The organism is Fimbriimonas sp. LA-C6 (assembly GCF_055398105.1).
In genome coordinates, this window is the sequence record NZ_AP038796.1 from 2626064 (window position 1) to 2651965 (window position 25902).

The 25902-nt window shown below is 53.7% G+C and carries 23 protein-coding genes and 1 other RNA gene; 12 read left to right on the top strand and 12 right to left on the bottom strand.

Annotated features, from left to right (window positions below):
* Window positions 1–107: 107 nt before the first annotated feature.
* Window positions 108–1841 (top strand): hypothetical protein, encoded by a 1734-nt coding sequence (locus ACZ51B_RS12205; protein WP_464293607.1) that lies wholly within the window; start codon window positions 108–110, stop codon window positions 1839–1841.
* Window positions 1842–1860: 19 nt separating this feature from the next.
* On the opposite strand, the gene ACZ51B_RS12210 is transcribed toward ACZ51B_RS12205, so the two are convergent.
* Window positions 1861–2073: a hypothetical protein gene (locus ACZ51B_RS12210; RefSeq protein WP_464293608.1), complete on the bottom strand. Its 213-nt coding sequence runs from the start codon at window positions 2071–2073 to the stop codon at window positions 1861–1863.
* 187 nt (window positions 2074–2260) lie between these two features.
* Here ACZ51B_RS12210 and ACZ51B_RS12215 point away from each other — a divergent pair, with 187 nt between their 5' ends.
* Genes ACZ51B_RS12215 through glyS form a run of 3 tightly spaced genes read left to right on the top strand, consistent with a single transcriptional unit; the run spans window position 2261 to window position 6582 of the window.
* Entirely contained in the window at window positions 2261–3037 is a 777-nt protein-coding gene (locus ACZ51B_RS12215; protein ID WP_464293609.1) for a hypothetical protein, read from the top strand.
* A 15-nt stretch (window positions 3038–3052) separates the two neighbouring features.
* The gene (locus tag ACZ51B_RS12220) at window positions 3053–4480 is read left to right on the top strand and encodes a putative N-acetylmannosamine-6-phosphate 2-epimerase (RefSeq protein ID WP_464293610.1); all 1428 of its coding nucleotides are present in this window, start codon (window positions 3053–3055) and stop codon (window positions 4478–4480) included.
* 23 nt (window positions 4481–4503) lie between these two features.
* The gene (gene glyS / locus ACZ51B_RS12225; RefSeq protein WP_464293611.1) at window positions 4504–6582 is read left to right on the top strand and encodes a glycine--tRNA ligase subunit beta; all 2079 of its coding nucleotides are present in this window, start codon (window positions 4504–4506) and stop codon (window positions 6580–6582) included.
* 69 nt (window positions 6583–6651) lie between these two features.
* On the opposite strand, the gene ACZ51B_RS12230 is transcribed toward glyS, so the two are convergent.
* The 5 genes from ACZ51B_RS12230 to ACZ51B_RS12250 form a co-directional block, all read right to left on the bottom strand.
* A complete protein-coding gene (locus ACZ51B_RS12230) occupies window positions 6652–7047 on the bottom strand; it encodes a hypothetical protein (RefSeq protein WP_464293612.1) in 396 nt (131 codons plus the stop codon).
* Entirely contained in the window at window positions 7044–7652 is a 609-nt protein-coding gene (locus ACZ51B_RS12235; RefSeq protein ID WP_464293613.1) for an RNA polymerase sigma factor, read from the bottom strand. Before ACZ51B_RS12235 ends, ACZ51B_RS12230 begins: the two co-directional genes overlap by 4 nt.
* A gap of 116 nt (window positions 7653–7768) precedes the next feature.
* The gene (gene metE / locus ACZ51B_RS12240) at window positions 7769–10048 is read right to left on the bottom strand and encodes a 5-methyltetrahydropteroyltriglutamate--homocysteine S-methyltransferase (RefSeq protein WP_464293614.1); all 2280 of its coding nucleotides are present in this window, start codon (window positions 10046–10048) and stop codon (window positions 7769–7771) included.
* Between the two features lie 283 nt (window positions 10049–10331).
* Window positions 10332–11216, bottom strand: a complete 885-nt coding sequence (locus ACZ51B_RS12245; protein ID WP_464293615.1) for a hypothetical protein — start codon at window positions 11214–11216, stop codon at window positions 10332–10334.
* Window positions 11217–11221: 5 nt separating this feature from the next.
* Window positions 11222–12085, bottom strand: coding sequence for a hypothetical protein (locus ACZ51B_RS12250; protein ID WP_464293616.1), 864 nt, complete (start codon window positions 12083–12085; stop codon window positions 11222–11224).
* 173 nt (window positions 12086–12258) lie between these two features.
* On the opposite strand from ACZ51B_RS12250, the gene ACZ51B_RS12255 reads away from it, so the two are divergent.
* The 5 genes from ACZ51B_RS12255 (at window position 12259) to ACZ51B_RS12275 (ending at window position 17325) form a co-directional block, all read left to right on the top strand.
* Complete coding sequence (locus tag ACZ51B_RS12255; RefSeq protein ID WP_464293617.1) at window positions 12259–13674, top strand: TIGR04222 domain-containing membrane protein; 1416 nt, start codon at window positions 12259–12261, stop codon at window positions 13672–13674.
* A 50-nt stretch (window positions 13675–13724) separates the two neighbouring features.
* Window positions 13725–14810 carry an acyl-CoA dehydrogenase family protein gene (locus tag ACZ51B_RS12260; protein ID WP_464293618.1) on the top strand — a complete coding sequence of 362 codons (1086 nt, stop codon included), beginning with the start codon at window positions 13725–13727 and terminating at the stop codon, window positions 14808–14810.
* Window positions 14811–14860: 50 nt separating this feature from the next.
* Entirely contained in the window at window positions 14861–15730 is an 870-nt protein-coding gene (locus ACZ51B_RS12265; protein WP_464293619.1) for a hypothetical protein, read from the top strand.
* A 113-nt stretch (window positions 15731–15843) separates the two neighbouring features.
* Entirely contained in the window at window positions 15844–16359 is a 516-nt protein-coding gene (locus tag ACZ51B_RS12270; protein ID WP_464293620.1) for a hypothetical protein, read from the top strand.
* A 57-nt stretch (window positions 16360–16416) separates the two neighbouring features.
* Window positions 16417–17325, top strand: coding sequence for a DUF4434 domain-containing protein (locus ACZ51B_RS12275; protein WP_464293621.1), 909 nt, complete (start codon window positions 16417–16419; stop codon window positions 17323–17325).
* Window positions 17326–17347: 22 nt separating this feature from the next.
* Here ACZ51B_RS12275 and ACZ51B_RS12280 read toward each other — a convergent pair whose 3' ends face one another.
* The gene (locus tag ACZ51B_RS12280; RefSeq protein ID WP_464293622.1) at window positions 17348–18127 is read right to left on the bottom strand and encodes a LamG-like jellyroll fold domain-containing protein; all 780 of its coding nucleotides are present in this window, start codon (window positions 18125–18127) and stop codon (window positions 17348–17350) included.
* 110 nt (window positions 18128–18237) lie between these two features.
* Here ACZ51B_RS12280 and ACZ51B_RS12285 point away from each other — a divergent pair, with 110 nt between their 5' ends.
* On the top strand, window positions 18238–19614 hold the full coding sequence (locus tag ACZ51B_RS12285; RefSeq protein ID WP_464293623.1) for an aminopeptidase P family protein: 1377 nt from the start codon (window positions 18238–18240) through the stop codon (window positions 19612–19614).
* A gap of 27 nt (window positions 19615–19641) precedes the next feature.
* Window positions 19642–19920 (top strand): hypothetical protein, encoded by a 279-nt coding sequence (locus tag ACZ51B_RS12290; protein WP_464293624.1) that lies wholly within the window; start codon window positions 19642–19644, stop codon window positions 19918–19920.
* 3 nt (window positions 19921–19923) lie between these two features.
* On the opposite strand, the gene ACZ51B_RS12295 is transcribed toward ACZ51B_RS12290, so the two are convergent.
* From ACZ51B_RS12295 to ACZ51B_RS12315, 5 genes are all read right to left on the bottom strand, one after another.
* A complete protein-coding gene (locus ACZ51B_RS12295; RefSeq protein ID WP_464293625.1) occupies window positions 19924–20763 on the bottom strand; it encodes a phytanoyl-CoA dioxygenase family protein in 840 nt (279 codons plus the stop codon).
* 255 nt (window positions 20764–21018) lie between these two features.
* The gene (locus tag ACZ51B_RS12300; protein ID WP_464293626.1) at window positions 21019–21399 is read right to left on the bottom strand and encodes a helix-turn-helix transcriptional regulator; all 381 of its coding nucleotides are present in this window, start codon (window positions 21397–21399) and stop codon (window positions 21019–21021) included.
* Entirely contained in the window at window positions 21396–21728 is a 333-nt protein-coding gene (locus ACZ51B_RS12305; protein WP_464293627.1) for a type II toxin-antitoxin system RelE/ParE family toxin, read from the bottom strand. Before ACZ51B_RS12305 ends, ACZ51B_RS12300 begins: the two co-directional genes overlap by 4 nt.
* 80 nt (window positions 21729–21808) lie before the next feature.
* Window positions 21809–22164, bottom strand: a transfer-messenger RNA (tmRNA) gene (gene ssrA / locus ACZ51B_RS12310).
* 56 nt (window positions 22165–22220) lie between these two features.
* A complete protein-coding gene (locus tag ACZ51B_RS12315; RefSeq protein ID WP_464293628.1) occupies window positions 22221–24554 on the bottom strand; it encodes an MFS transporter in 2334 nt (777 codons plus the stop codon).
* A 682-nt stretch (window positions 24555–25236) separates the two neighbouring features.
* Here ACZ51B_RS12315 and ACZ51B_RS12320 point away from each other — a divergent pair.
* On the top strand, window positions 25237–25902 hold the full coding sequence (locus tag ACZ51B_RS12320) for a choice-of-anchor E domain-containing protein (RefSeq protein WP_464293629.1): 666 nt from the start codon (window positions 25237–25239) through the stop codon (window positions 25900–25902).

The window sequence follows — 25902 nt, forward strand, 5'->3', positions numbered from 1 at the left end:
CCTTTCCTATTTTTGTTTTATCTCATCTGGAGTCTTTTAGAGAGACTATCCTCGTGCTGTTGACGAGTAATAGGAAATTTCTGCCAGGTCCTCTATACTCAGCGGGAATGTTATTCATCGGTCAAGCCCTCTTCCTGTTGGCTGGCTCCCCAAGTGTCAGCTCACTTGACTTGCTGTCCTATCAAGAGTCGATTATCTGCGTTCGTGACTTGCTTCAGGATATTTCTGAGAAGACTCACAAGAAATACATGTGTTCGTCAGACCTTGCGGATCGTAAGGTTACGGTTTGTTGTAACAAGCTGCCGTCGGAGAAGGTGAGAACGGCTTTGGCGAGTGTCTTGGGAGCTCAGTGGCGGGAATACACTTCGGCGACGGAATTGACTCTCAAACGCGAGTTCAAGAATCTGGAAGCGTCTGCTTTGGATGATGAGAAACTGCATCTAGAGAAGAGCTTGAGGGAAGCAGTGTCCTCGCTTGTGCGCTTAAGAAACTTCACAGAGGAAGATAGACGAAGACAACAGCTCAAGGTGGATGCGGAGACTCGGGAGCTACGGAGGCGCGGTGTTACAGAAGACTCGGATGAAATGCTCTTGCTCAATCAGCGGAGATTTCTTTACTCGTCGCCTGGCTTGTATCCACTTGGAGAGAGCTTTAGGGGCCATGAGTCGGAAGTTGTTAGCCGGCTTATGGGGGGACGCACGGTCGTCTTGAGTACCGGATCTGGCCGCACTGCGTTGCCGCTTGGACAAGAGTTCTTCCACAACGATCAACTCACTGTTGGTAAAGGCAAACATGTGGATGGGTTTTCACTGATTCACATGCGGGAACAAGGGAAAAGGCTCTCGATTCCAGCTATTGCGTATGGCTCAAGTTCCACTAATGCCATAGGTTGGTGCCCTATCCTGAGGTTCAGTCCTCCGCTCAAGGATCTGAAAATCCAGAAAAAGCTGAGAGAGTGGGCCGCTGTTTCTGATCGCAAGGTCATTGACACGCCATTGGTTGCGACATCGAGTGACTCTCTGGCGAAGCTGGATTATGTCTACAACTTTGCTTCTACCGGAGATCAATTGGTGGACCTTTACCGTCGTTCGGGCGTGCCCATTATTGCTGATGCGTTCAGATTGACCGCGTCCGAACGAAAGCCATTTCCAGGTGCGACTGTTGGCGAGTGGGTCGGAGCATTCAACAAAAGCCGCATTTTGAATTCCATGCAGTATCGACCCGGTTATGTCCGAACGGAAGACGGGTGGTTGATGTACCGTCACGAGCAATACTGGAGCAAACTCGAAGCAGAGATTCCCGAGAAACAACTGAAAAGTCTTGAGAACAAATTTGTGAAGGTCGGCTTAAATCTTGACGATTACGCGGACTTTGCCAGCAGGATTTCTCGAGTTCAGTTTGATGGTTTTGAAGGGTTTATCTTGGTGCGATTCCCTGCACGGCCCCTACGATACAATCGAAGTCTCCTCTTGTTCTGGGAGTCGTTGAGTGCTTCGCAACGCAGGAAGAGCGCCGAAGATGGATTGATCGCGGATGAACTCGACGCGGCACAACGGTTACTCTTTTTGGAAGTGCTTACCGACATGCCGTCTAACTCGGCTGGATCATCCGCTTTCGATGAAGCGCTTGGGCATCTGATTGATGAAACGCCATCTGAGCGGCCTTTCATCTTCAAAACTAAGTTCGAGATGGGGGAACCTCAGATGAGAATAGACGATGAATCGGGCCTTGATCGACAGATTAAGGTATCTGGGGCGTTGACTCAGATTTCTATCTTCGCAGGCGACGAACGTGGGTTGACGCAGAACCTCGAATTACCCTTGAAGAAGGGATCGAGATAAGCCTAGGCATCTGTGAAAGCTACGGAATCATCAGCAGTCTCGTGAGGGACACTTCCATTCGCTCGCAGACGTGGTCTCGGAGCTCTTCCATGGTGAAGGCGATGTTGACGTATTCTCGCCAGCATTCTCCCACCATGAAGCGACAGAACTCTTCTTCGCCCATTTCCCAAAAGGGGAATGGCTGGTTTTCCCTTTGCTCCGTATTCGTTATTAACTGATCGACGTCGTTCACGTAAAATCTCCCCTTCCATTCCATTGGCTGCTGAAGCCTCCGTGTGCAGGGTCGTGACAATTCCTAGTAAAAATGCCGAAAGCTGCTACATTAACGTAGGGCCTCAGGTCCTATTTATAGATTGCGGAGATTCGCTGTCTGTTTGAACTGTTGCTAGAGGCGTAAGCACCGATAATTGAGCAGAGACATGGCATTTGTAAAAGACACGCAGAGTTGGGTTCGACGATATGGCGCTCCTGTTACGTTGGCGCTCATCGTGAGTCAGATTGTCATCGGCCTCCTCACTTTTGTGACACTCGCAAAAGGGATCACGCCGTTTGTGTTGAGTAACAACTTGCCCAGTCAGCCCTGGAGCCTCATCACCTATCCGTTTGTATCCATCATTGGCGGCGGCTTTGGTGTGATCGGGTTTGTCTTCGGGATTTTGTGGATGCACTGGGTGGGTGGCAGTACGGAGCGGGATTTGGGCTCAGTCAAATATGCCGCCTTCTTGCTGACGGCTACCATTTTGTTTGGATTGCTGTTGTTCGTCGGGGCATCTGTCTTGCGCGCTCCGCTGGTCATGCTTGGTCCGTGGCTTCCGATTTCCGCTCTCACCGTGGTGTGGGGCAGTAGGAATCCCTCTTCTCAGATTCGAATGTACGGGGTTTTACCCATCACAGGTATGCAACTCTGCTATCTGGATGCGGCGGCTGTTCTGTTCGGAATTGGTTGGGCGACTCAGCAGCCTATTCTTGGTGTGGTGGCTTGTCTTCCGCTTTACCTGGCCTACTTGTTTGCTTCCAATAAATTGGGACCGATCACTTATTCCCGGCCAATTTATCAGCCCAAGCAGAGCAAAGCGGCTAAGGAGCGCGAGGAGTCTTACTTCGACGAAGTGCGCCGAAGAGAGAAAGAGCGTGAGGAACGAGAGCGGCTTCGTAAGCTGTTTGAAGTACACGATAACGATCAAACTGGCTCGTAGTGTCACAATCGAGGTATGAAGCTTGCCTCGCTACTAGATCGTTTGCACCAATGCCCGCTTATTGTTTCGGTGCAGGCTAGTCCTGGCTCGCCACTCGATCACCAAGATACGTTGTTACGTCTTGCCCGTGCGAGTCTTGGTGAGGACATCAAGATGCTCCGCCTTGAGGGTGTGAAGAGCATCCGCACCATTCGTCCAGTGATCAGCACGCCGATCATTGGCCTCCTGAAGCGCAAGTATCCGGAGAGCGACGTCTACATCACGCCGGCTGCCCAAGATGTCGATGCTCTTCTCGATTTGAATGTCGAAGTGATCGCGTTGGACGGAACTTCTAGACAGCGTCCTAAGAAGAACGAACTCGGCAGTCTTATCAAGAGAATTCAGCGCCGGGGATCGCTTGCGATGGCGGATTGTGACACGTTGGAGAATGCGTTGGCCGCTGAGGCTGCTGGTGCGGATGTGATTAGCACCACGCTTGCTGGCTACACGCCCGACCGTCCAGCCACCTTAGGACCCGATCTGGAACTGCTTCGAGCCATCTGTTCTGCTGTGAAGATTCCCGTCATTGCCGAAGGTCGCTTCACGCAGAAGTGGGAAATCGATGCGGCCATGCGGATGGGTGCTGTGGGCGTCGTGGTGGGTGGGGCCATCAACGACCCTGTCAAACAGACTCGGGCGCTCAAACTTCCTGCACATCTCAAGGGCCAGGTCGGAGCCGTAGACATCGGTGGTACGTGGCTGAGGTTCGCCACGTTCGATGGCGATTGGAAGCTGGTCAGCTCCGAGCGGATCGCCAATCCCAAGACTCGCGAAGAGAGAATCGCTTGGATTCGGGAGCAGATTGAGGCGTCGGAAGTAAGCCGAGTCGGCGTGAGTACCGGCGGCATTGTGGATGCATCGACCGGCGAAGTTTGGGCCGCTAAGGAGTATTTGATGCACGACCACATTGGCATCAAGTTCAACCAAGAGACTCTGGGTGTTCCCACTTATGCTTTCGGAGATGGACATGCTACGGCTTGGGGCCATGCGTGTTTGCCTCAGTTCGCCGGACGCCGGGTTGCGACCTTGGCACTTGGCACGGGCGTTGGATGTGGGCTGGTGTTCCAGAACAAAATCTGGTGTGGCAAGAGGGGTGAATACCCTCGCATCAACGATTTGCCAGCTGCCTCCGGCAAGAGCTACGAGGAACTGTTGGGTGGGATCCATCTCACGAAAGAACCTACGGACCAGCAGAAGGCCGATGCGGTCGTTGCGCTGAAGGGAGCCATTGAGGCGATTCAGACTTTGTACTTCCCCGACGATATCGTGGTGGGCGGTTCTGTAGGGCTTAGCTCCTGGATGGCGCCTCATTTGCAGGAACTCGGGGCAGTTCCTAGTCCTTTTGATCACGATGCTGGTCTTTACGGGGCTGCGGCGCTCGCTTTGTATCCCGGCTGGGCCTAGTCAGACGGTATCCTGATTAACCTATGCCGGAGCTACTTCTGGAGGTTGGTTGCGAGGAACTGCCTGCGACTTTTGTGAGAAAGGCCTATACCGATTTGGCCGAACGACTTGAGGGCTTGCTGAATGAAGCGGGCCTCATCGAAGCGGGTAATCAAACAAAGGTTCTGGGTACTCCCCGACGTCTCATCGTGTCTTTCTCTGGTCTCAAATCCAGGCAAGACGACAGCGTGAAAGAGATGCGCGGCCCCAGCCTCAAAGCGGCGTACGACGCAGAGGGTAATCCAAGCAATGCGTTGCTGGGGTTCTGCCGTGGTCAAGGTGTCGATCCGGCAAACCTTCGCAAAGACGATCAGTATGTTTGGGTAGACAAGCAGATAGAAGGCGTTGAGACGGCAACTCTCTTGCAGGAGCTTTTGCCAAAGGCGATTCGTGCATTGAGCTTTGAAAAGTCGATGCGGTGGGGCTCATCGCGTATGCGATTTGCTCGCCCCATCCGCTGGATGCTAGCGGCGTTTGGTGGCCAAGAAGTCTCCTTTGAAATCGAAGGGGTCCGAAGCGGCACCCACAGCCATGGACATCGGTTCTACTCTCCCGAGGCCTTCGAAGCAACTTCTTTCGACGCACTTGTAGCTGGATTGCGTGCGCGCAAGGTTGAGCCTGACCCAGAAGTGCGGAAGTCGATGATTGTAGACGGTGCCAAGAGCGTCGCACAGGGAAACCCTGATCTTCCGGAGGCGCTGGTGGAGGAGAACACTTTCCTTACGGAGTTCCCCACTCCCATCCGTGGCGAGTTCAAGACAGACTTTATGCACTTGCCCGCCTCTGTTTTGGTCACGGCGATGGCCAAGCATGAGAAGATGTTCCCTGTTCGCGATGGTAACGGTGAACTCACCAACAGCTTTGTATTTGTACGCAACTCGGGCGAAGACGAGTCGGTGCGAAACGGTTGCGCATGGGTCTTGAACGCCCGTTTCAACGATGCCAAGTTCTTCTTCGACGAGGATGAGAAGTTCTCTCTCGATGACTTCCTGGAAAAGACCAGCGGCATTGTGTTCCAAGAGAAGCTGGGGACGGTCCGCTTGCGTGCGCACCGACTGAAGATGCTCAGCTCCCACGTTGCCCAGCAAACAGGTGCCTCTGCTGAGGAAGTTACGATGGCAGGACAGGCGGGTCTCTACGCCAAGGCTGACCTTGCAACGGGACTCGTGAGCGAGTTGTCTTCACTTCAAGGCGTCATCGGTGGCGAGTATGGAAAGCGATTTGGTTTAGCTCCCGATGTCTGCTCAGCAATCGGGTCTCAGTACGATCTCAGCAAGGCCAAGACCGATACGAGCATTCGGCTTATCGTCGCGGACCAGCTCGACAAGCTGGCTGGCTATCTCGGAGTAGGACTGGCACCTAGCGGCTCCTCGGATCCTTTCGCGTTGCGACGCGCGGTTTCGGTGCTGATCGACGCAGCATGGGGTTGGCACGGCAAGATGCCTGCTTATCGAACGCTCTTGGACGAAGCGATTCGGCTCTACCAAGATCAGCAGATCCAGCTGGATCGAGACTTCGCCGCGACCACGCTGGAAGAGATTTTCAAAACACGTTACCCAGCCATGATGTCCGAGACCCGCCACGATATCTTGGAAGCCAGTATCTCGGATTCCGCCGACGAGCCTCAGCTCGTTCGGTTCCGAACTCAGGTGCTTGCTGAGTTGGTTACCCATACGAAGTTTATCCAGGCGGCTACTCGATCTCTTAACCTCGTGTCGGCGGCTGTCAAGAAGGGTATCGAACTGCCTTCGTTCGATAGCGATGAGACAATCGTGCAGAACATCAACTCCTTTGAGGGAGAAGCTCTGCTGAAGTTCCTCGCTGGCCCACAAAGCAAGTTGGCTACCGTTGCGAGCCTAACCGGACCAGAATTGACCGCCTTTGTGCCCCAAGCCGTGAGCGAGTTGGTCAGCCTGGAAGACCTCATTCACGAGTTCTTCGAGAAGAACATGATCCTTGTAGATGAGGCGAATGTTCGCGATGCACGGTTGGCACTTTTGCAACGGATCAACCAGACGCTTGCGATCATTGGCGACATCACCAAGATCGTCGTAGAAGGCTAATCGAAAAAAATGTCCTGGACGAACGTGAGCGGCTCGCCAGGACGAATCGAAATAGCGGTTAAAAGGCTTTTACTTTGGCTTTGGCACCATGGCAGCAGTGCCGCAAGGTGTCTTCGCGATGATCTTTGGGGCGTCGCAGCCATCAGCGGAATGCGTGGCAGTCGCGTTAGTTTTAAATCCGCTTGATGCGACGGACCGATTTGCCAGCAGACCTGCGATCAGCACTGCCGCAAACACTGCGACCAGTACCACCGGCAGACGGAGCACAGTGGCTGGTCGCAGAGTCGGACCTTTGCCAATGACGTTTCGCAGCACAAGCGTCGTCTTTTCCAGTCGAGCCTTATGTTGTCGGCACTCGGGACAGCGCTGAAGGTGCCACAAAAGCGCCACTCGTTTCCAGCAACCCAGTTCCCCGTGCAATTCGAGAAGTAAATCCTGATTGATGTTTTGACAGCTAGACTTCATGCCCGGACCTCCCTATCCAGGTTTTCAGCGAGGCACTCGTGCGCTCGGTAAAACTGATATTTCACGGTGTTCAGGTTGCGATTGAGGATCTTGGCAACCTCAGGAAGGTTGAATTCGGAGCGGTAATAGAGATCCAGCACTTCACGCTGTTCGTGAGAAAGGGTGTTAAGCATCGCACGAATCGTTTCCTCCGACTCGGTGCGATCAAACGCTTGCTGAGCCGCCTCGCTAAGATGGAACTCTAGTAGGGGTTGCTCGTGCTGTGTTCGTGCTCTCGATTTCCAATGATTGCGAACCTTGTTCATGGCAATCGAGAAGAGCCAAGTTCGAAAAGTACAGCGTCCATCGAAGGTCGCAACTCCTTGCCAGCAAGCCAACCACACATCTTGCTGCATGTCGTCCAGCTGCTCCGCATGGACCTTGTTGCTAAGGAATGATCTCAGCGCGTCCGCATGTCTTTCCATGAGCGTCTCGAAGGCCGATCGGTCCCCCGACAAGGCCGCACGCAGTTCCGCGCGGTCCTCCGCAGCCCGCCATGGGAGAAGCAGGCTTCGTCGCACTGCTCCCGGCTTCCAAGTCGTATCGTTCTCAAGTCGCGTGATCATCGCTGAGTCGCCACTATCCTTAGTAGCGCATCAGCTCGTTAAAAGTTGGCTTAAGATGAAAAACTTGTAAAAAAGCTCGCATGGCTCCCTCCGCAAAGTGAGCCATGCAAGAGAAGTTATCTTTTGGCTAAAAGAGATTCACGCGCGACACATGCTGCTTCGACCATGTTGCGAAGGGAGGGAATCACCTCCTCATAGCGGCGAGTCTTGAGACCACAGTCCGGGTTCACCCATACCTGCGAGACCGGCAGGATGCGGATCGTCGATTGGATCTTCTCGACCAGAAACTTCACCGAAGGCACATTCGGGCTATGGATGTCATACACGCCTGGCCCGATCTGTTGAGGGTACTTGGACTGCCTAAGAGTCTCAAGCATGGCTCCATTGCTACGTGCATCCTCAATGCTGATGACATCCGCGTCAAGAGCAGCGATGGAATCCAGAATGTCGCCAAACTCGCTGTAACACATATGCGTGTGAATCTGAGTCTCTGGCTGAGCCGCCGCCGTCGCCAATCTAAACGCCTGAACTCCCCAATCGAGGTATGTCTTCCAGTTCGACCTCCTGAGCGGCAGCCCTTCTCGGAGCGCAGGCTCATCCACCTGAATCGCTGCAAGTCCAGCCTTTACCTCCAGATCTTTCACCTCATCGCGTATCGCGAGGGCGATCTGGTAGGCCACTGCCGACCGTGAAATATCTTCACGCACAAAGCTCCAGTTCAAAATCGTCACCGGACCCGTGAGCATGCCCTTCACAGGCTTCGCGGTAAGAGACTGGGCATACTTGGCCTCCCCTACTGTCATGGCCTGAATCCGCTCCACATCTCCGTAGATAATCGGAGGACGAACACAGCGGCTTCCGTAGCTCTGAACCCACCCTTCCTCACTCGTGACAAACCCCCGCATCTGATCGCCAAAGAACTGGACCATGTCATTGCGCTCTGGTTCGCCGTGAACCAGCATGTCGATCCCCAGCTCTTCTTGGAGCCGTATCACCTTCTCAATCTCTTCGCGAATGGTCTTTGCATACGCCTCGGGATCAGATGCCGACTTAGCCCTCGCCTGTCGAAGTGCTGGGGTCTGTGGGAAAGAGCCGATGGTGGTGGTAGGCAGCAAAGGCAGCTTCAGCCGAGCCCGCTGTAGTGGATCGCGGTCCGCATATGGCACACGCACAAAATCCGACGGCTGCAACTGAGTAACCCGCACCTGAACAGCCTCTACAAACCGACTCGAATCTGAATTCCACTCGACAAGTGCTTGCCCGGCACGCTCCCACTGAGAAGCTGTCGATGCATCTTCAGGGTTCAGCAGATAGTCCGCCAGTAGTCTCAACTCCGCAAGCTTCTCTTGCGCAAACACAATCCCGTTGAAAAACCGAGCGTCCCAATTGCGTTCGCTGGAGGTGGTTTCGGGCAGGTGAAGCAGCGAGCAGGAGCTACCCACCAACAGCTTGTCCGAATGCACCAGGTGACCCAGGTTCTCGATCAGAAGATGCGCATCAGCGAGGTTTGCCCTCCAAATGTTCCTGCCATCAATCACGCCCGCAATCAGAGACTTATCCGAAGGAAAACCATGCTTCAAAATCGCAGCAAGATTCTCGGTCTCTCCTCGAACAAAGTCCAGTCCAAGACCTGCAATCGGCAGCTTGATGAGCTCCGCATAGCTCTCCTGAACTCCACCGTAATAGGTCTGAATCACCACGTTTCCGCCTCGGGCAATACGTTGATAGGCTGTGACAAACGCAGAAAGCTCGTCCCGGGAAATATCTCCCACCAGCGATGGCTCATCAACTTGAATGAACGGCACTCCCAAAGCAGTGATCTCCTGGATGAGTTGCTCATACAGCGGCACCAGCTGTTCCAGCCTCGCCGGAATCTCATTTTCAGGAACTCGTGCCAACTTCAAGAAGGTGAACGGACCTAAAACGACAGGTTTCGCTTTCTCACCCACAACACTCTTTGCCTGACGAATCACGGAAAGAAGGGCGCAGCTATGGAGTTCAAAGGAGCCCGGCAGCTCGGGCACCAGGTAGTGGTAGTTCGTGTCGAACCACTTCGTCATCTCCAGGGCCGCAACCCCGTCTTTGCCCCGCGCCATCGCGAAGTACTGATCGTACGAACCTGCTGCCCACCGTTCAAACCGCTCAGGCAAACACCCAAGCATCAGAGCCGTATCCAGCACATGATCGTACAGACTGAAGTCGCCACACGGGATCAGGTCAAGACCCGCATCGAGCTGAGTCCGAAGTCGGTCTTCTCGGAGTTCCAACACCGAAGCATCAAACTCCGAGGACGAAATCTTCTCGCTCCAGAAGGCTTCCAGGAGCTTCTTATAGGGGCGACCGACACCCACTCGCGGATAGCCCGGAATGGTCGTTGCAAAACTGCGTGTTTCCAAAAATGTTCCTCCAATACGCCACAAGTGGCCTTTGTACAGAGGTCATCGATGCAAGCAGGAGGACAATGCCGGGCACGACCATGCGCGCCAGAACGAATACCCCAGCTCATGCTCGTGAGCGATGACGTCTTGCTTTTGCTCCATGAAGTGGGCATTCGGACTTGCCAGAAACTCTAGCTAACCGTTGCGGCACAGCGCCGGATTCACACCGGACTTTCCCCAATTCACAGCCTTGCCACGACAGCAAAGCCTCCACGGACGTGCAGAAGTATACATGCTGCTCTTAATGCGCAGCCTTCACTGCATGCTTTGCCAGATCCCGGAACTGAGAAATGGCTAAGAACAAGAACAGGAGCGAGAAGATCGAAGCGAATGACACGGGGAGAACTGCTGCTCCTTCCCAGCCGATGGGTGCCTTGAAGTTATCTCTTGCGAGATAGACCCACAGAGCAATGGCCAGCGGTGTGGTGACGACCGCAACTCCTAGATTGAAAAGGAGCTGATACAAAGCAAACCACATACGATAAGGGTCTGTTTGTATAGGTGGCAATATCGACTTTTCGGCTGAGGCGGGGCACTGCTCCCATCGATCCAGGATGTCTTTATACCGACTCTGGTCCTTGGAAGAAACGCAAAAAAGGCTGACGGCGGACACCTCTTGCTCGCAAACGATCGCCACCTGATCCGCCAGCGTAAAGTTGCTATTGGGTCCCCATTTTTGGGGAGCAGCACGTACTATCTGCAGCGTATCCAGCCTTTGCAACGCAAACTGAGAGCGGTCACCGTCAAAACAAAGCATGTTTTCGCGAAGTTCGAGGGTTCCATAATCGTATCCATACACGCCTCGCTCCAGGTCCGTGTAAGTCGTATAGACCTCGACCCCATATGCATTGGGTTTCGACTTTCCAATTCTCCGGGAGATATATCGTGACCCGAGAAATGGAACGACAAAAGCGATCAGGAAGTTACCTAGTTGGTAGTTGTGACCATTAGTGATCCACAACCCGCTCACGATCACGAAGCTCCAACTAGCCACGAGTACCACCAGCGTCCAGCGCGTCTTGGCACATTGCGGCAGGAACAGCCAGCGCCAAAAACTGAAGCCAGGTATGGGATCCCAACCTGACACATTGGGCGTAGTTCGAGGAGGATCAGCTGTAAAGGGCATGTCTCTCAGGCGATATCGGACTGTGGCTGCGGCTTGGGTGGTCTCAAGAACTCAATCACCAACAGAATCGCCCACATCATCAGATAGTAAGTCTGCGATTGGCTATGCAGGCTCGAATGAATCGACCCGATCCCAACGGCACAACCAAACGCCGCGCCGCCAGCGAGAATATAGGCTCGATGTCGGTTGCGGTACGGGGGAAAAGTCGCGCCGATCATCACGCCCAATTTGGCCTGAACCAGCAGCCAGAAGGCCGCGGGCTTCGTCAACTCAACCCAAGTAAGCTCCCGGAAAAGCGTTCGGAAAGACGCCCTCTGCTCCATCCGAACCACCATCTCCGCAATCAGAAGCCGCAGACGACGGTAGCGGATAATGTCCTGCTCACTGGTGGTGGTGATGGGCCGATGGAACTTGGTGGGATAACTGGCCGAATTGAGACTGTCCGTAATGGTAATGCCCGATGCCTTAATCAACCGCCAGATAAGTCGGACCAAAAGCGCCTGAGCAATCGCCACAAACAGGGCGGGCGTCACATCGTTCTGGGTGGCATTCAAGAATCCATATAGCCAGTGGAACACGGCATACAGCGCCCAGATCATGAATGCGCTGAGACAAGCAAAGTAGATGCCCGAAACCCGCTCAATGTTTCCCTTAAGATGCGTGTGCGAAGTTCGAATCTCCACATAACACAAGATCGCTTCAGCAAGGTCCAGGTCCTCCACCATCTCGTGAACTTGGGCCAGACACTCGTGCCGCTCGGTGTCACCCATGTAAAGCTCTTCGGCAAGGATCGTCGCAGCCATCAGAACCTCTGGGGGCTGCTTAACGCGTAGCGCTTTCCTTGCCTTAGCTGGGCGATCACGATGCATAAGGGGATATTTCTATTCTACGATGACTACTCAGTGTCCTTTAGGACTTTAGAAGCGAACTAACGGGCATAAACGAAGTTTTATCAAGCTAAAACCGATCAGTAGAATACAAACCGGGATCGCATAAAATAAGCGCAACCGCAACAAGGCCAAATCTGTAACTTGGGGTAACCATGAACGACGAACAACTCTCATTGTGGCGAAAGATCGAACAGTATGAGTTAGACCGAGAGGGAGCATCCTTCCCCTTCTCGGCGCGTCTTGCAAAGGAGGCGGGATGGACCGCCCGATACACCCAGCGTGCCATACACGAGTACAAGCGCTTCATCTTCCTCGGCATGGTCGCCGGACACCCGGTTTCGCCCTCCGAAGAGGTCGATGAGGTCTGGCACCTCCACCTAACCTACTCGGAAGACTATTGGAAGCGCTTCTGCAACGAGACACTCCAAAAGCCGTTCCACCACCACCCAACTCAGGGCGGCCCAACTGAGCGGGCCAAGTTCGACGACTGGTACAGCAAAACCCTCGATAGCTATCGAAGGATCTTCCAAGAGGACCCACCTGCCGACATCTGGCCTGTCGGACTCACCAAGCGCCCAGCCGTCATCAAAGTGGATCAAGGCTCTCACTGGGTCATACGCAAACCCGCCATACGCCTGCAGAGAAAACACGCACTGTTTCTTCTCCTGCCCGCACTCATCGCGGCAGGCTGCACCACGGCCTACGCCAATGACCCCCTCGACTTCCGCGGCCCAGACTTCCTGCTCTTCTACATCGAAATGTATGCAGCATGTCTCGTCGCTGCCGCGCTGGCAAAATACTTCCTCACTGGCCCAAGCGCGCCATCAACACCGACGCCCTATGAACTTGATCTCGACGAAATCGCCTACCTGAACGGTGGCGAACAAGCCGTCATCCAGTCAGCGACCGCCTACCTGATCGCAGAGAAAGCGGTCGAAGTGAACCCCGATATCAAGAAACTAGAACTCTTGGACCCGAACTTCCAAGCCAAAACCCCGGTTCAACAACGGATCCTGCGCTGGCTCAACCACACCGGCCCGCAAAAGGTACGCATCAGACCGTCAGAATTTCAGGAAGAGCTAGATGCTATCCAAGACAGCCTGCGAGCAAAAGAAATGCTCCTGTCGAGAGACCGCGCTCTAGCGGTAGTGCTCATCACCTTTGGCCTCTCCATGCTGGCACCTCTCTACGGAGTGGCCAAGATCAACGTAGGTCTCACCCGAGAGCGCCCAGTTGCTTTCCTCATTGTTCTCTGTCTGTTCTCCCTCATCATCAACTGCGCGGCATTCCTCCGAAAGAATATGAAGAGCAGGCTCGGTACGGCACAGCTAACCAAGTTAAAGTCAGAACATTCCAACTGCCGCAAGGTCTCGGGGGACGACTCCACGGGTGAAGACTATGCACTCGGAGTTGCCCTCTTCGGAATCGTGGCCATCCAAGGCAGCCCACTTAACGACTACGCGGTCATCGTCGCTCCTTCATCCAGTGGTGGAGACAGCGGTGGATGTAGCGGCGGAGGTGGAGGGAGTTGCGGTGGAGGCGGGGGCTGTGGCGGATGCGGCGGCTAATTTAACCGTAGAACCAGTCATGCAAGCGTTTGCTCATAATGGAAACTGGGATGCCTGAAAACACGCTTGTTCAAGACCCGGTGCTCGATCTCGCCATCAACTATCTCAGACAAGAGGTAGCTCCCAAAGCACAGCTCATCGACCGTGATCCCACCGCCTTACGAGAAGCCCTCCAAGGGCTCTGCCGCCTCGAACTCATGGCTCTGAAACGCCCCACGGAGTACGGCGGCCCCAACATTTCAGAAGAAGCGTTCCGAACTTTCCAAGAGGAAGTCGCGCGTGTCTCCGGCTCCCTCGCCTTCCTGCAAACCCAGCACCAAAGTGCAGGCTCCATGATCGCCAAAGGCGACAACGATGCCCTCAAAAACGAATACCTACCCCAAATGGCCGACGGCTCCAAGCTCGTAGGAATCGGCTTCTCGCAGCTGCGACGCCCTGGCGAGCCGATCATGAAAGCCACCCCAACGGAAGGCGGCTACCTCCTCAACGGCAACGTCCCCTGGGTCACCGGATACTCGTTCTATCCCGAGTACCTCATCGGCGCCACCTTGCCCGATGGCCGAGCAATCTTCGGCATCGTCCCCCTTCCAACAGACGGCTCCGTCCCCGGCGTCAGCGTCTCCCCACCCATGCAACTCGCCGCCATGGAGTCGCCCATGACAGTCGCTGTGGACTACCAAAACGTCTTCCTCCCCAACCAGAAAGTCGTCTTCATCAAAAGCTCCGACTGGATCAAGAACAACGACACCATCAACATCGCCCTGCAAGGCCACTTCGCCATCGGCTGCGCTCTAGCCGGCCTAGACATCCTCAAGGCCAACACCGAAAAGCGTGGCGCGGCGTTTCTACAAGAAACCTACAACCTGCTCCTCCAAGAAGTAGAAAGGTGCCGTGCCAAAACACGAGAAGCCCACGCAGATGTCTCTGAGCAAACCACCAGCGAACGGCTCAAGCTGCGGGCATGGCAAATCGACCTCGCCGTCCGGTGCGCCCACGCAGCCGTCACCTCCAGCAGCGGCGCCGCCAACTCCATCCACCACCCCGCCCAAAGGGTCTACCGTGAAGCCCTCGTCTTCACCGTCAGCGCCCAAACCACGCCAATCATGGAAGCAACGCTAGCCCGACTCACCCGCTAAAAAGCGAAACGTGCGCTCAACCCAGGCGTCAAACACCCTGGAATGATCGCATGAACAAAGGCAAGAACGCACTAATCGTACTCTTAGCAGTATCAGGCTTGGGGTTAGTCACCCTGAAGCCCACAACCGCACTTGCCCAAACCCGGTCGGTAACACAGAAGAACATCCAGATAAAGTTCGACCATTTAGATGTTCGCGATGCGATCAAACATCTATGTAAGTCGGTAGGTGTCCGCTACTCCATCGATTCATCTGTTCTAGGAATTATAAGCATCGATCTCAAGAATGTTTCGTTTTTGGAAGGTCTAGCAGCGATTGCGAAGCAAGTGGATGCTCACTATAACGTAGAGAAAGGGATCTACAAGATCTCGCATGATCCCATCCACACAATCAAGATCAACAACGATCCTAGCTTCATAGTGTTTGGTCGTAGCGAGGGCAAAAGGATTGTGGTCCAAGATCAGCAAAACCTCTACCTGGTGGATGACGAAGTCATCACGAAACTGAGCAAGGCAGACATGAATACGAAGAGAACTAGCTTGCTCATCAAGGAATCGAAAGGTGCGATTGATCCCAAGCAACCAACCATCTCTGTTCGCGACGCTCTCCGCATGATCTTCAAAAGGGCTGGGGTGAGCTATTCAATCTCGCCCGAAGTTTCAGGTGTCGTAAACACTCCAGGAGAGAATAGTTTTGAATTCGACCTTCAGAGGACTCTCAATCAATCCGGAACCACGTACCGAATTGAAGCAGGTATCTATCAAGTAGTCAATCGTTCCCAGCAATCCGAATATCCAACCCACGAGAGGCAAGTGACTCAAGATGACCAAAACGTCTACATCATCGATCACGATCACGTATTGAAAATCCGTAAGTCCGACCTCAAATTACTAGCGGTTGCCAATTGGTTCCCTCAATAACTCTCGATTGTTTTGATAAGGATTCGTTAAGGCGCAGATCCGATTGAATGTTGTTGTTATAGAGTTAAGTGATGTGTTACTCATCTTATAAGGTAACAATCACTAGAGCGAAAATGAACACAAATCTTCTTAGATCCAAGATCGTAGTTGCGTTGACGGGCATTTTGTTAGCGGTCAGTCTATCGGTGAGCCTGCCCACAACTGCCCACGCCCAACAGAAAATCCAGCGGACCACTTCTAACGCAATGAGCTTTCAGTTTGAACAGACGGATGTGCGAGATGGACTTCGAGAGGTATTCAAATCGGCAGGAGTGAGTTACTCTATCGCGCCTGAAGTTACGGGAACGGTCACCGTGAGCGTAAAGAATGTCACCTTTGAGACAACCTTACTCAATATTCTTCGTCAGGTAGATGCCACCTATTACGTGCAAGGCGGCATCTATTACGTCATCAGAACCAAGGATGCACCGCACCCAAATAGTGGGCTACCAACGCAATCGACATTGCCTACCCTCCCCGAGACACGACAAATCATCCAAGACGGAAGGTCCATCTTCATCATCGATCCCCAAACAATCACGAAGATCCGCAAATCCGATCTCAAGATCCTCGGCAAGACAAAGCTATAACGACTCCACCAAGGAAGGAGCCAGCGATTCGCCTCCTTCCTCTTGTATCCTATTCCCATGCCAACACCCCCCAGAATCACCGGGACGTTCCTCGACGAAATCACGCACGACATCCCGTCGCAGAACTGGGGAATCAAAGAGTGGCAACGCGAATTCGAGCTCTACTCCAAGATCGGCATCGACACAGTCATCATCATCCGAGCAGGCTACCAAAACAAGTGCATCTTCCAAGCCAAGTCGCTGCCCCACCTCCTGCCGATCTACGAAGACCTCGGTGAGATCTTCTTCTCTCTAGCCGATCAGTACGGGCTCAACGTCTTCTTCGGAACCTACGATTCCGGTGACTTCTGGTGGAAGCGCTCCTGGTGGAAGGAGGTCGACGTCAACAAGGCATTCTTGGAAGAAGTTGTCGAACGATACGGTCACCACACCTCATTCAAAGGTTGGTACCTCTGCCACGAGACCAGCAAAAACGACGCCCACATCATCGAGCTGTTCAACCACATCGGCCGTTTCTGCAAAGAACTCAAAGAAGTCCCTGTCCTCATCTCCCCGTTCCCCCAAGGCGCCAAACAACCCGGCGGCGGAGTCATGTCCCTGGACGACTCCTTCGATCATTGGGGAAGGATCTTCGATGCCACGCAAGGCGCGTTCGACATCTGCGCATTCCAAGATGGACAGATCCACTACCAAGAACTCCCCCGCTTCCTAGACGGAATCCTCGAGCTAGGCAACAAACACGGAGTGACCATCTGGTCCAACTTGGAAAGCTTCGACAGAGACATGCCCATCAAGTTCCCACCCGCAGACTGGCGCTATCTGAGGTTCAAACTAGAAGCCGCGGCCGAGAAAGTGGAAAAGATCATCACCTTCGAATTCCCCCACTTCATGTCCCCCAACTCCTGCTACCCCGCAGCTCACAACCTCTTCAACAGGTACCAAGACTACACAAAAGGGGCCAGCTAAACTTAGCCAGCCCCTGCTGTTCTTAGCTCTTCTTGCGACGGCGTAACAGGGCAAGGGCGCCCAACCCGAGCGCAGCCATACTCGTCGGCTCAGGCGTAACTGCAAACGGATTTTTTGCAATCACACCGACTTCGTTCGGGCTCAACACACGGTCATACAACCGCACCAGACCCACCTGACTGTCGTTGTATTCATGGTAAGACGTAGCAAAGTCGTCGACAAACAGGTTAAGGATATGCCCCGAGCTGTTGTCTAAGTTCATCACGTTCGAACTTAAGCCGAACTGAGAAACACCGTCCACATAGCCCTGGATCACACCATTGTCAACAGTAACGACGACATCATAGAACCTGGGGGTTGTAAGGACCGTGCCGGCAGTGTGCCCGACTACGTCCACAAGATCAAGCTTGTCTTCCCGGTCATAGTACAGCCCATCGTCACTGATTCGGTCCGACGTGTCGGCGATCTTGCGCCACTCCCCACTCGCTCCCCAAAACGACATGACCAGTTCAAGGCTGTAGTGGTGCGGATCCACCAATCCGGTGGTGTCCAGCTTCAATCCTGAGTTCCCACCGTTACCAGCAAAGCCAAACATCGAATAGACCGTTCGTGTGGAACCAAATACCGTCGCGGAGGAGAAGGCGTTTTGGTTGATAGCGTTGATGGGAGTAATGGTCGGCCGGCTACCCTCCACGGCATTGAAATCGTTTTGAAACAGATACGTGGTGGTTTGAGACGCGCCAACAGCTGCCAAAGGCAAAACAGTAAGCACAAACCCCAATTTAGATAGGTTTTTCATCATGTGACTCTCCTTCAGGAAAAAATAGATACGGCCCTATTAAAACACCCGGCGTAAACAATTGTCAAAACGAATCCCACGCGGAATGTTAGGATTTCCTTTACAATAGTCGGATGCGCGCCATTCTAGGGTTGCTAGGCTTCATCTGCCTCGCAAATATAGCCTCATCTCAAACGAACGACCGTCCCTATCCTATCTTCGAGGCGGACAAGATCTCGAACGCGGAATTCAAAGCCAGGCGGGAGAAAGTCAAAGCCGCACTACAGCCCGGAACCGTCGCCATCTTCTTCACCAACCCCACGCGAAACAGAAACAACGACTGCGACTTCAGGTTCCGCCCCGACTCCACTTTCTGGTACATCACAGGCTGTGAAGAGCAGGAATCTGCCTGCCTCCTCGCCCCTGGCGGAGTCACCATCGACGGCCAACGCGTCACCGAAGTCCTCTTCGTCAACGACCGAGACCCAGGATTCGAAACCTGGAACGGCTACCAAATGGGCCCAGCCAGAGCCGCCGGAATCCTCGGATTCGAAGCCTCGGTCTCTAACGGTCGATTCGCCGATGTCCTAAAGTCACTCGGAAAGGTGAAGTACACCAACGGCCCTATCCCCGATGGAGCCACCGACAAGACTCGCGCGATGTACGACCAGTTCACCGCATGGAACAAAACCCAAGAGAAAGGAGGCGGAGTCAATAGCGTCATCAACAACATGCGCGCGATCAAGTCCGCCGCAGAGGTTCGACTCATGCAAAAGTGCGTCGATGAGTCCGTAAATGGCCACCTCGAAGCCATGAAGAACTCCCACGCTGGCATCAACGAGTGGGAACTACAGGCCTACATGGAGTTCGCATTCACCAAAGGAGGCTGCGAAGCCCTCGGCTACGGCTCAATCGTAGGAAGCGGCGAAAACGGCTGCATCCTTCACTACGAAACTAACCGCAAAAAGGTCCCCAATGGCGAACTCGTCCTCATGGACTGCGCCGGTGAATACCACGGATACAGCGCCGACATCACCCGCACCTTCCCCGTAAACGGCAAGTACACCCGAGAGCAGAAACTCATCTACGACCTCGTATACGAAGCGCAAGAAGCAGGCATCAAACAGTGCCGGGCAGGCAAAACCATGGGCGATGCCCAAAACGCTGCCTCGGCAGTGCTCGCAAAGGGACTTCTTAACCTCGGAATCATCAAGAAAGAAAGCGAACTCGGTCGCTATTTCATGCACGGCGTGGGCCACACCATCGGCCTCGACGTCCACGACTCCTGGATATCCGTCCTCAAACCCAATGTCATGGTGACTGTAGAACCCGGCATCTACATCCGAGCCGGCGCACCCTGCGATCCCAAATGGTGGAACATCGGAGTCCGAATCGAAGACGATATCCTCATCACCGAAGGCGATCCGGTCATCATGTCAGGCCGACTCCCCAGAAAATCAGAAGACGTAGAGCGGTTCATGAAAGAAAAGAAGCTCCCCAAAACCAAATAGCCGGGACTATAGGAGACACTGTGATCCATGGAAAGAACCTGGAAAGCAGTGTCTCTCTGCCTCGCAACCGCCCTCGTGGCCAGCCTATTCACCCGAGTGACAGCCCAACAAGCCCCTCACCCATCTCACGACCCGCACCCGCTGGAACCCGCACTCACCGGAGAGACCCCTCAACCCTCCTCCATAACCTACAGCCCCAAAACAGGCTACATCTACGTGGTCAAGGGCAGCCGTCTCTTCCAAATCACCGACACGGACATGCAAGACAACAAGTTCAGAATCGTTTCCAAACGGCTAAACGACTAGCGGCTACTCGTGTCGAACCAACAGATCGTGCGCCTCAGGCTCTCGCAGCTCCACCGAGGCGCTGCCTGGTTCGCCCACCCACACGCCACATGGTCCGCCACCCTCGCTTACGCCCAGCTCCACCACCGTTCCATCCATCCGCAACGCCGGATGATAGAACTCAGCCACGTGATCTGCATCACCCGTAATGTAGTGCCCAATCAAGCTCCTTCGGAACCGATCCTGCGATGTGTTCGGGAAACTACCGTGGATCACGCTGCCATTAAAGAACAACACATCACCCGCCTTCATCCGCACAGGCCGAGGAGTCGCCCCAGGCGGCAAAGGCACCGTCACATCTGTAAAGCTCTGAGTTGTATCGGCCTTCTCAGTACACAGCATCGGCAAGTTCTGCGTCTGAGGCACCAGCTGCATGCACCCATTCTCCTCATCGCAATCATCCAGCGCCAACCAAGCCGCAACACAAGTCCCCGGCTCAGCCTTCAAATAAAACTGGTCCTGATGCAACGCCTGACCGCGAGCGCCCGCAGGCTTAAAGTAGAGCATCGTCTGAACCGCAAAAGGCTCCTGCCCAGTGATCTCAGTCAAAACCTCGTTCAACCGAGGGTCCAGTAGCCACTTCTCACTCACAGCATCCCATCGATGCATGTGAATCATGCGCGGATACTTCTTCAAAGGATCGTTGCTATTGAGGTCAACACCGGAAAAATCTCCAGGTCGCTCATCCTTCCTCAGGTCCATGTAGTGCTCAATCAGACTTGTGCACTCTTCGGCACTAAACAAGCCAGGAACGACAGTGAAACCCTCTTCATTGAACTGATCTCGTAACGCAGTCGATAGCATGAAAACCATCCTAACACTGAATTTCGAAGAAGGAACCGATCACCTCAGCGAACCAGTCAAATGTCGCCAAAAATCAAAGGATCGTCCATCTCACCCCCAAAGAAAAGAGAGGTTGGGCCCGGCCGTCTGCTTCCGAGCCCAGAGGGTTTGAGGGTTGTTGCCTGCGGTTGCAACACTTTATTCAACGCGCAGACAGTGAGTATTGATACGCCCAATAGGCCCTTTGTCCCGAAAAGAACAAATAAACCCCCACGCTCACCGTGACTTTGCGGAGAGTTTGCCAGCGCCCGAGTCTGAGGAGTAGCGCCCAGCCTTAGTGGAAACGGGACGACCAACCTTAGCGATTTCAGAAGGGACTACAGGCTTTGTGCCGTGAGACTCGGCCTCAATGCTTGCCCCAACACACAAGGCATAACGAAGAACAAAGTCCAACCGCGCCCCTGTCTTCTTGCTCTCAAATCGGGCGATCTGCGACTGAGTCACCCCCATCCGAGCACCAAGGTCCGCTTGAGAAATCCCCTGAGCAACTCGCAACGCAATAAGGGAATTGATTAACTTAACCGCCTCCCACTGAGGAGCGAATTCAGGATCTCTCGCCGATTCCTCGGCAGCAAATGCTTCTAAGTCGTCTCTCATCGTTTCCTTCTTCGATACTCATCCATGCGGTTGAATGCCGTCTCTATAGCCCTCGGGTCTGCTTTTTGGGATTGCTTTTGGTAAACCAATAGCGCCACCGGATTGCCATTCTCAATGGTGAAAAAGAGACAACGCCCTTTATAAGCCCCACTTGTGTGGCGTAGGCAAAACAGATCCTCACCATAGGATTGGACCATTACAGGGTGGGCCTTAACACCTTGGATGAACAGGTTCATCATGTCCATCAGCTTCAATCGATCAGTTTGTGAAAGGGACCGCAACTCCTCGGACAGCTCCTTCGTGTTCCAGAACTCCCAAGTCGGTTTCACGTGGATATTATCGCACAAATGCTATAAAAAGCATAGGGTCGGGGAAAGGATCGAAACCAACAGCGAACGCAAAGAAAATTTGGTGGAGGCGGGGGGAGTTGAACCCCCTTCCAAAACCGTCGCCCCTTCAATCACCACGAGTGTCTCTTCAGTACTTTATCTCGACGCCGCTCTCTGTCGAAGCCACCTGAGCGGACGTCCAGTCCGATTTATTTAACGTCACTCACTACGAACAGAAGTTCATGACGCTGTCCAGATTTTTGTTAGACCCGAAAACGCTCCCTACTGGCTCGGAAACGCTGGACCCGCGGCTACTTAGGCTGCGAATGCGTAATTGTTATTAGCACTTATTTTTTTCTCGTTTTTTACGTGGCCAACGAGAATCCACGACTCGCGATCGAAAGTCAAACCGGCCCTGTCGAAGCCATTCGCCCCCAATTCAACTCTTATAGTATAGAACGTCGGCGCAACAAGCAATGTTCCTCATGAGACTTATGGTCGCGATGTAGCAGCAGAAAAGGCCACCAAGAACAGCTCCGGCACATAACCCTCCGCCAAATACTGAAAAGCAGGCTCCTTGCGCGCCTCAGCCAAAGCCCCCAGCGCCCCACGCTCATCGCCCGTTGAGTACAAGTGCATGGCCCGATTAATCTCAGGTGACCCACGCCCAAGCAGCTTCTGACTCTCCAGCAAGGCGTTGTCCCGTACCATGTCCTCTAGCGTCATCAGTCGGTAAGTCTCCCGCTCTACCCCCATCAACCGAGCCACTCCCAGCAAAGCCCGACGCCGAGTAATCATGCTCACCGATTTCTTCGCCTCAGCCAAGATCAAAGGAATGTCGCCAATAACTCCCAACACGCCCAGCGCATAAGCCAGCTCAGCCGAAGCCTCATCATCATAGCTGGCCAAACTCTCTCGCAGTCGAGCAGCCGCCGTCTTCGCCTCCAACTCCACCACCGCCTCAGCCGCAGCAATACGAACGCTCGGATGAGGATCCATCAGCGCATCAATCGCCGGCCCAATCGCCGCAGGAGCGCCAATCAATCGAAGAGCCTGCAATGCAGCACGCCTCAAGTCAGGATCCGAAGGGTCCTCAGCCGCCGTCACCAAAGCCTCAACCGCACTCCCCATCGCCTCGGAATCTCGATTGTGAGCACCAATCCGCCCGAGAGCCTTCGCCGCAGCACGGCGAACCAACGACCGCGGCGACCGCATCGTCTTCGTCACGGCCTGAATGGCTAAAGGATCTCCCAACTCGCCCAGCGCGTCAAGCATCTCCTCCTCAACCAAGTCAGGATGGTCTTCCAACTGATGCACCAGTTCCCGAACCGCCTTCGGCTCGTTCAACCGAGCCAGCGTAGCCGCCGCCTGCCGCCGAACTCGAGGCTGAGGATCATGGAGCGCCTTAATCACCGCATCACTCGCCAGAGTCACCCGCTGAGAACCCAACTCCTGAATCGCGCTCTCGCGCTCAATGGCATCAGAACTCCTCGCCAAACTCCGAATAGCCCGCACACCCTTCGGCGTAACATGGCTCAAATTGCGAATAGCCGTCTTGATGTCCGTCGCCCCAGGCTCGCGCACCCGCAGAAGCACGCCCGTCGCACAAAGCCTCAAGAAGATGGTCACAAAGAACACCGTCTTAAAAGCTGCCGCAGTCGGAACGCTTGGCATCATCGCCGCACCCACCAAAGGCGCCACGCCACTGGTAATCGCCGCCACCGTCATGCCCGCGCCAATGTAGTTAGCCCGGTCATGGTCCGGCGACGCGGCCAACATCAGGTTGAACTGGCACAGGTTCACCCCGCTCCAAGAGATCCCCATGATCACGTGGGTCGACAACAGCAGTGCCGCGTTAAACGTAGTCTGCCCCGGCACACACAAGATCCAAGGAATCGGATTCAGCGCAACCAGGGTCCCGGTAATCGCAAGCACCGGCTTGTTCCCATACGTGTCGCTGATGAACCCCCAAATCCGCGAGAACGCCAGCATCCCCAGCGCCTGCATCACAATCGCACCCTGAACCAGCTTGTAGTCCAACTTCAATGTCTCAAGGGCATAAAGCGAAAACAGACCACCTGGCAGCAACTGCGCAAAGAACATCGCTGACAAATAGGCGAGCACCTTGCGAAACTCCTTATCCGCAAACGGAGCGCGAATCGCAAAAATGCCATCCCGCAAGTTCTGCTTCACAGGATTCAATCGCGGCAGGTCCTGCATCCGCATAAAGAAGATCATGCTGACCGTCGCACAAAGCGCCCCAAGCCCATAAACAATGGAGAACCCCTGCGATTCCATGTTGCGCGCACGAAACGCGTCCAAAACAACCGCCCCAAGAATGCCCGCAACCGCACCCACAATCGGCCCAATCGCATTCCGACGACCAAAGAACACGCCACGCGAATTGATCGGAATCATCTCCGCAAGCCAATCGTTGTAAATCGGGTTCACAATGGTCGTCGCCACCGAAGCCAAACTCACACACAAGATCAACAAGAACAAGCGGAAGTCAGTAGAAACCGCAATCAAAGGCAGAAAGATCAGCGGCACATAAAACAGCCGCCAAGAAAGCCCACCCCAAAGCACAAACCCCTTGTAAGTGTTGAAACTCCTGCCCCAAATCGCTCCAGGAATCTGCAGAAGCCCACACAAACTGGGAATCGCCGTAAGCATATTCACCACAAAAGGAGTGGCATTCAAAGACTTCGCAAACCCAACCAAAAACGCACCCGTGGTGAGGGTGATAAAGGCAGTCGCAAAAGCCATATCCGCATTGGCAGCATGCAGACTCTTCAGGTTTTCAAGACGGTTGGTTTGCCCGGACACAGTCCCTTAGATCTTGCTCTAAAACGGGCCCGCGGTGCTGTTCAAAATCGGTCCATTTCAAAGAAACCCAAACGGCCGATCAAACCCAAAATGTCAGAACACACTCAAATCAATCACACCTACGTGATAGATTCGATGATGTAATAAGATGCTCTACTGCCTACTAATAGCGAATCTGTCAATAGATTAGGAGGCAAAACCGATGATGTCTTAAGTGAAACAGTATTCGAGAGGAGTTGTCCAATATTGACGATATATTCTTTCCGAACCCAAGAATTCTTACGAGATCATCTCATAAAAACCTGAGACCCACGCAACAAAGCTTCGTCGAAAACTGGGCATAGCTTCATACGGCTAGAAGCATATTTTAGATGCAAATGAAGCAAGTATTTCTACCTGGAAATATTGGCGAAACAGAGAGCATAGATAAAATTCATCTAGTACTACTGCGGATAATGATCGCAAGATGATGCAACCTCTTATACTCCTAGTGCTATTATTTTATGATTGGGTTACACCTGTGACCTGGTATTTGTTAGATGCACCAAGAAGATGCTTGGGAGATTGGCATTAATCTTGCAAGAATTCGATTGGCGATTATAAGCACTGCGTCGCACGCCCAAAAGGTTGCTGCAAAGTGTTTTGCTAAATACAAATCCAAAATCGGTTTTCTATGAATAACATGATCAGAACAAAGCACACCGCACGTGCGCTTTTCGCAATCGTTGCCTTCGGCGCTGTGGCGCTCAGCCAAGCAGATACATTTAGCGTTCCCATCCACAAGTTGACATGGACTCAGGCTGTCAGCCTCTCCAAGTTCGACCCAACGCTCGGTACGCTCACATCCGTCAAGTTCCACCTCGAAGGAACCATCAACGGTAGCCTCGGAATGGCAAACATTTCGACCAGCTCCGCAAACACCATCACTGGAACGCTCAGCGCAAAGATAGGACTTCTTCGACCAGATAACTCCGAAATTCTTTCGGTGACTCCTTCCTACACCAAGACAGACACCTATGCAGTTTCTCCAAACGGCGTCCCTGCATTCGATAACGTTCACGGTAGCCTGACAACGGTTCCAAACACTTCCAAGTCCGACGACCTAGTCAGCACAAGCGCATCGGATCTCGCTCTGTTCACGGGCCCTGGTTCCATCAACCTCACCGTAAACACACTCGGTACGTCCAACGGCACCGACTCAGCCGGTAACGCAGCATTCCTCTTCAACACTAACGCAGGCGCTGAAGGATATGTTGAGTACACCTACCAGGCAGTTCCAGAGCCAGCTTCCATGGCTGCTTTGGCACTCGGCGTAGCTGCTGCTCTCCGACGACGCAACCGCAAGTAA

Excerpts from the sequence above, each read along its gene's own strand:
- ACZ51B_RS12205 (WP_464293607.1), top strand. The coding sequence starts at position 108 with ATGTTATTCATCGGTCAAGCCCTCTTCCTGTTGGCTGGCTCCCCAAGT.
- ACZ51B_RS12215 (WP_464293609.1), top strand. The coding sequence starts at position 2,261 with ATGGCATTTGTAAAAGACACGCAGAGTTGGGTTCGACGATATGGCGCT.
- ACZ51B_RS12220 (WP_464293610.1), top strand. The coding sequence starts at position 3,053 with ATGAAGCTTGCCTCGCTACTAGATCGTTTGCACCAATGCCCGCTTATT.
- glyS (WP_464293611.1), top strand. The coding sequence starts at position 4,504 with ATGCCGGAGCTACTTCTGGAGGTTGGTTGCGAGGAACTGCCTGCGACT.
- ACZ51B_RS12230 (WP_464293612.1), bottom strand. The coding sequence starts at position 7,047 with ATGAAGTCTAGCTGTCAAAACATCAATCAGGATTTACTTCTCGAATTG.
- ACZ51B_RS12235 (WP_464293613.1), bottom strand. The coding sequence starts at position 7,652 with ATGATCACGCGACTTGAGAACGATACGACTTGGAAGCCGGGAGCAGTG.
- ACZ51B_RS12245 (WP_464293615.1), bottom strand. The coding sequence starts at position 11,216 with ATGCCCTTTACAGCTGATCCTCCTCGAACTACGCCCAATGTGTCAGGT.
- ACZ51B_RS12250 (WP_464293616.1), bottom strand. The coding sequence starts at position 12,085 with ATGCATCGTGATCGCCCAGCTAAGGCAAGGAAAGCGCTACGCGTTAAG.
- ACZ51B_RS12255 (WP_464293617.1), top strand. The coding sequence starts at position 12,259 with ATGAACGACGAACAACTCTCATTGTGGCGAAAGATCGAACAGTATGAG.
- ACZ51B_RS12260 (WP_464293618.1), top strand. The coding sequence starts at position 13,725 with ATGCCTGAAAACACGCTTGTTCAAGACCCGGTGCTCGATCTCGCCATC.
- ACZ51B_RS12265 (WP_464293619.1), top strand. The coding sequence starts at position 14,861 with ATGAACAAAGGCAAGAACGCACTAATCGTACTCTTAGCAGTATCAGGC.
- ACZ51B_RS12270 (WP_464293620.1), top strand. The coding sequence starts at position 15,844 with ATGAACACAAATCTTCTTAGATCCAAGATCGTAGTTGCGTTGACGGGC.
- ACZ51B_RS12275 (WP_464293621.1), top strand. The coding sequence starts at position 16,417 with ATGCCAACACCCCCCAGAATCACCGGGACGTTCCTCGACGAAATCACG.
- ACZ51B_RS12280 (WP_464293622.1), bottom strand. The coding sequence starts at position 18,127 with ATGATGAAAAACCTATCTAAATTGGGGTTTGTGCTTACTGTTTTGCCT.
- ACZ51B_RS12285 (WP_464293623.1), top strand. The coding sequence starts at position 18,238 with ATGCGCGCCATTCTAGGGTTGCTAGGCTTCATCTGCCTCGCAAATATA.
- ACZ51B_RS12290 (WP_464293624.1), top strand. The coding sequence starts at position 19,642 with ATGGAAAGAACCTGGAAAGCAGTGTCTCTCTGCCTCGCAACCGCCCTC.
- ACZ51B_RS12295 (WP_464293625.1), bottom strand. The coding sequence starts at position 20,763 with ATGCTATCGACTGCGTTACGAGATCAGTTCAATGAAGAGGGTTTCACT.
- ACZ51B_RS12300 (WP_464293626.1), bottom strand. The coding sequence starts at position 21,399 with ATGAGAGACGACTTAGAAGCATTTGCTGCCGAGGAATCGGCGAGAGAT.
- ACZ51B_RS12320 (WP_464293629.1), top strand. The coding sequence starts at position 25,237 with ATGATCAGAACAAAGCACACCGCACGTGCGCTTTTCGCAATCGTTGCC.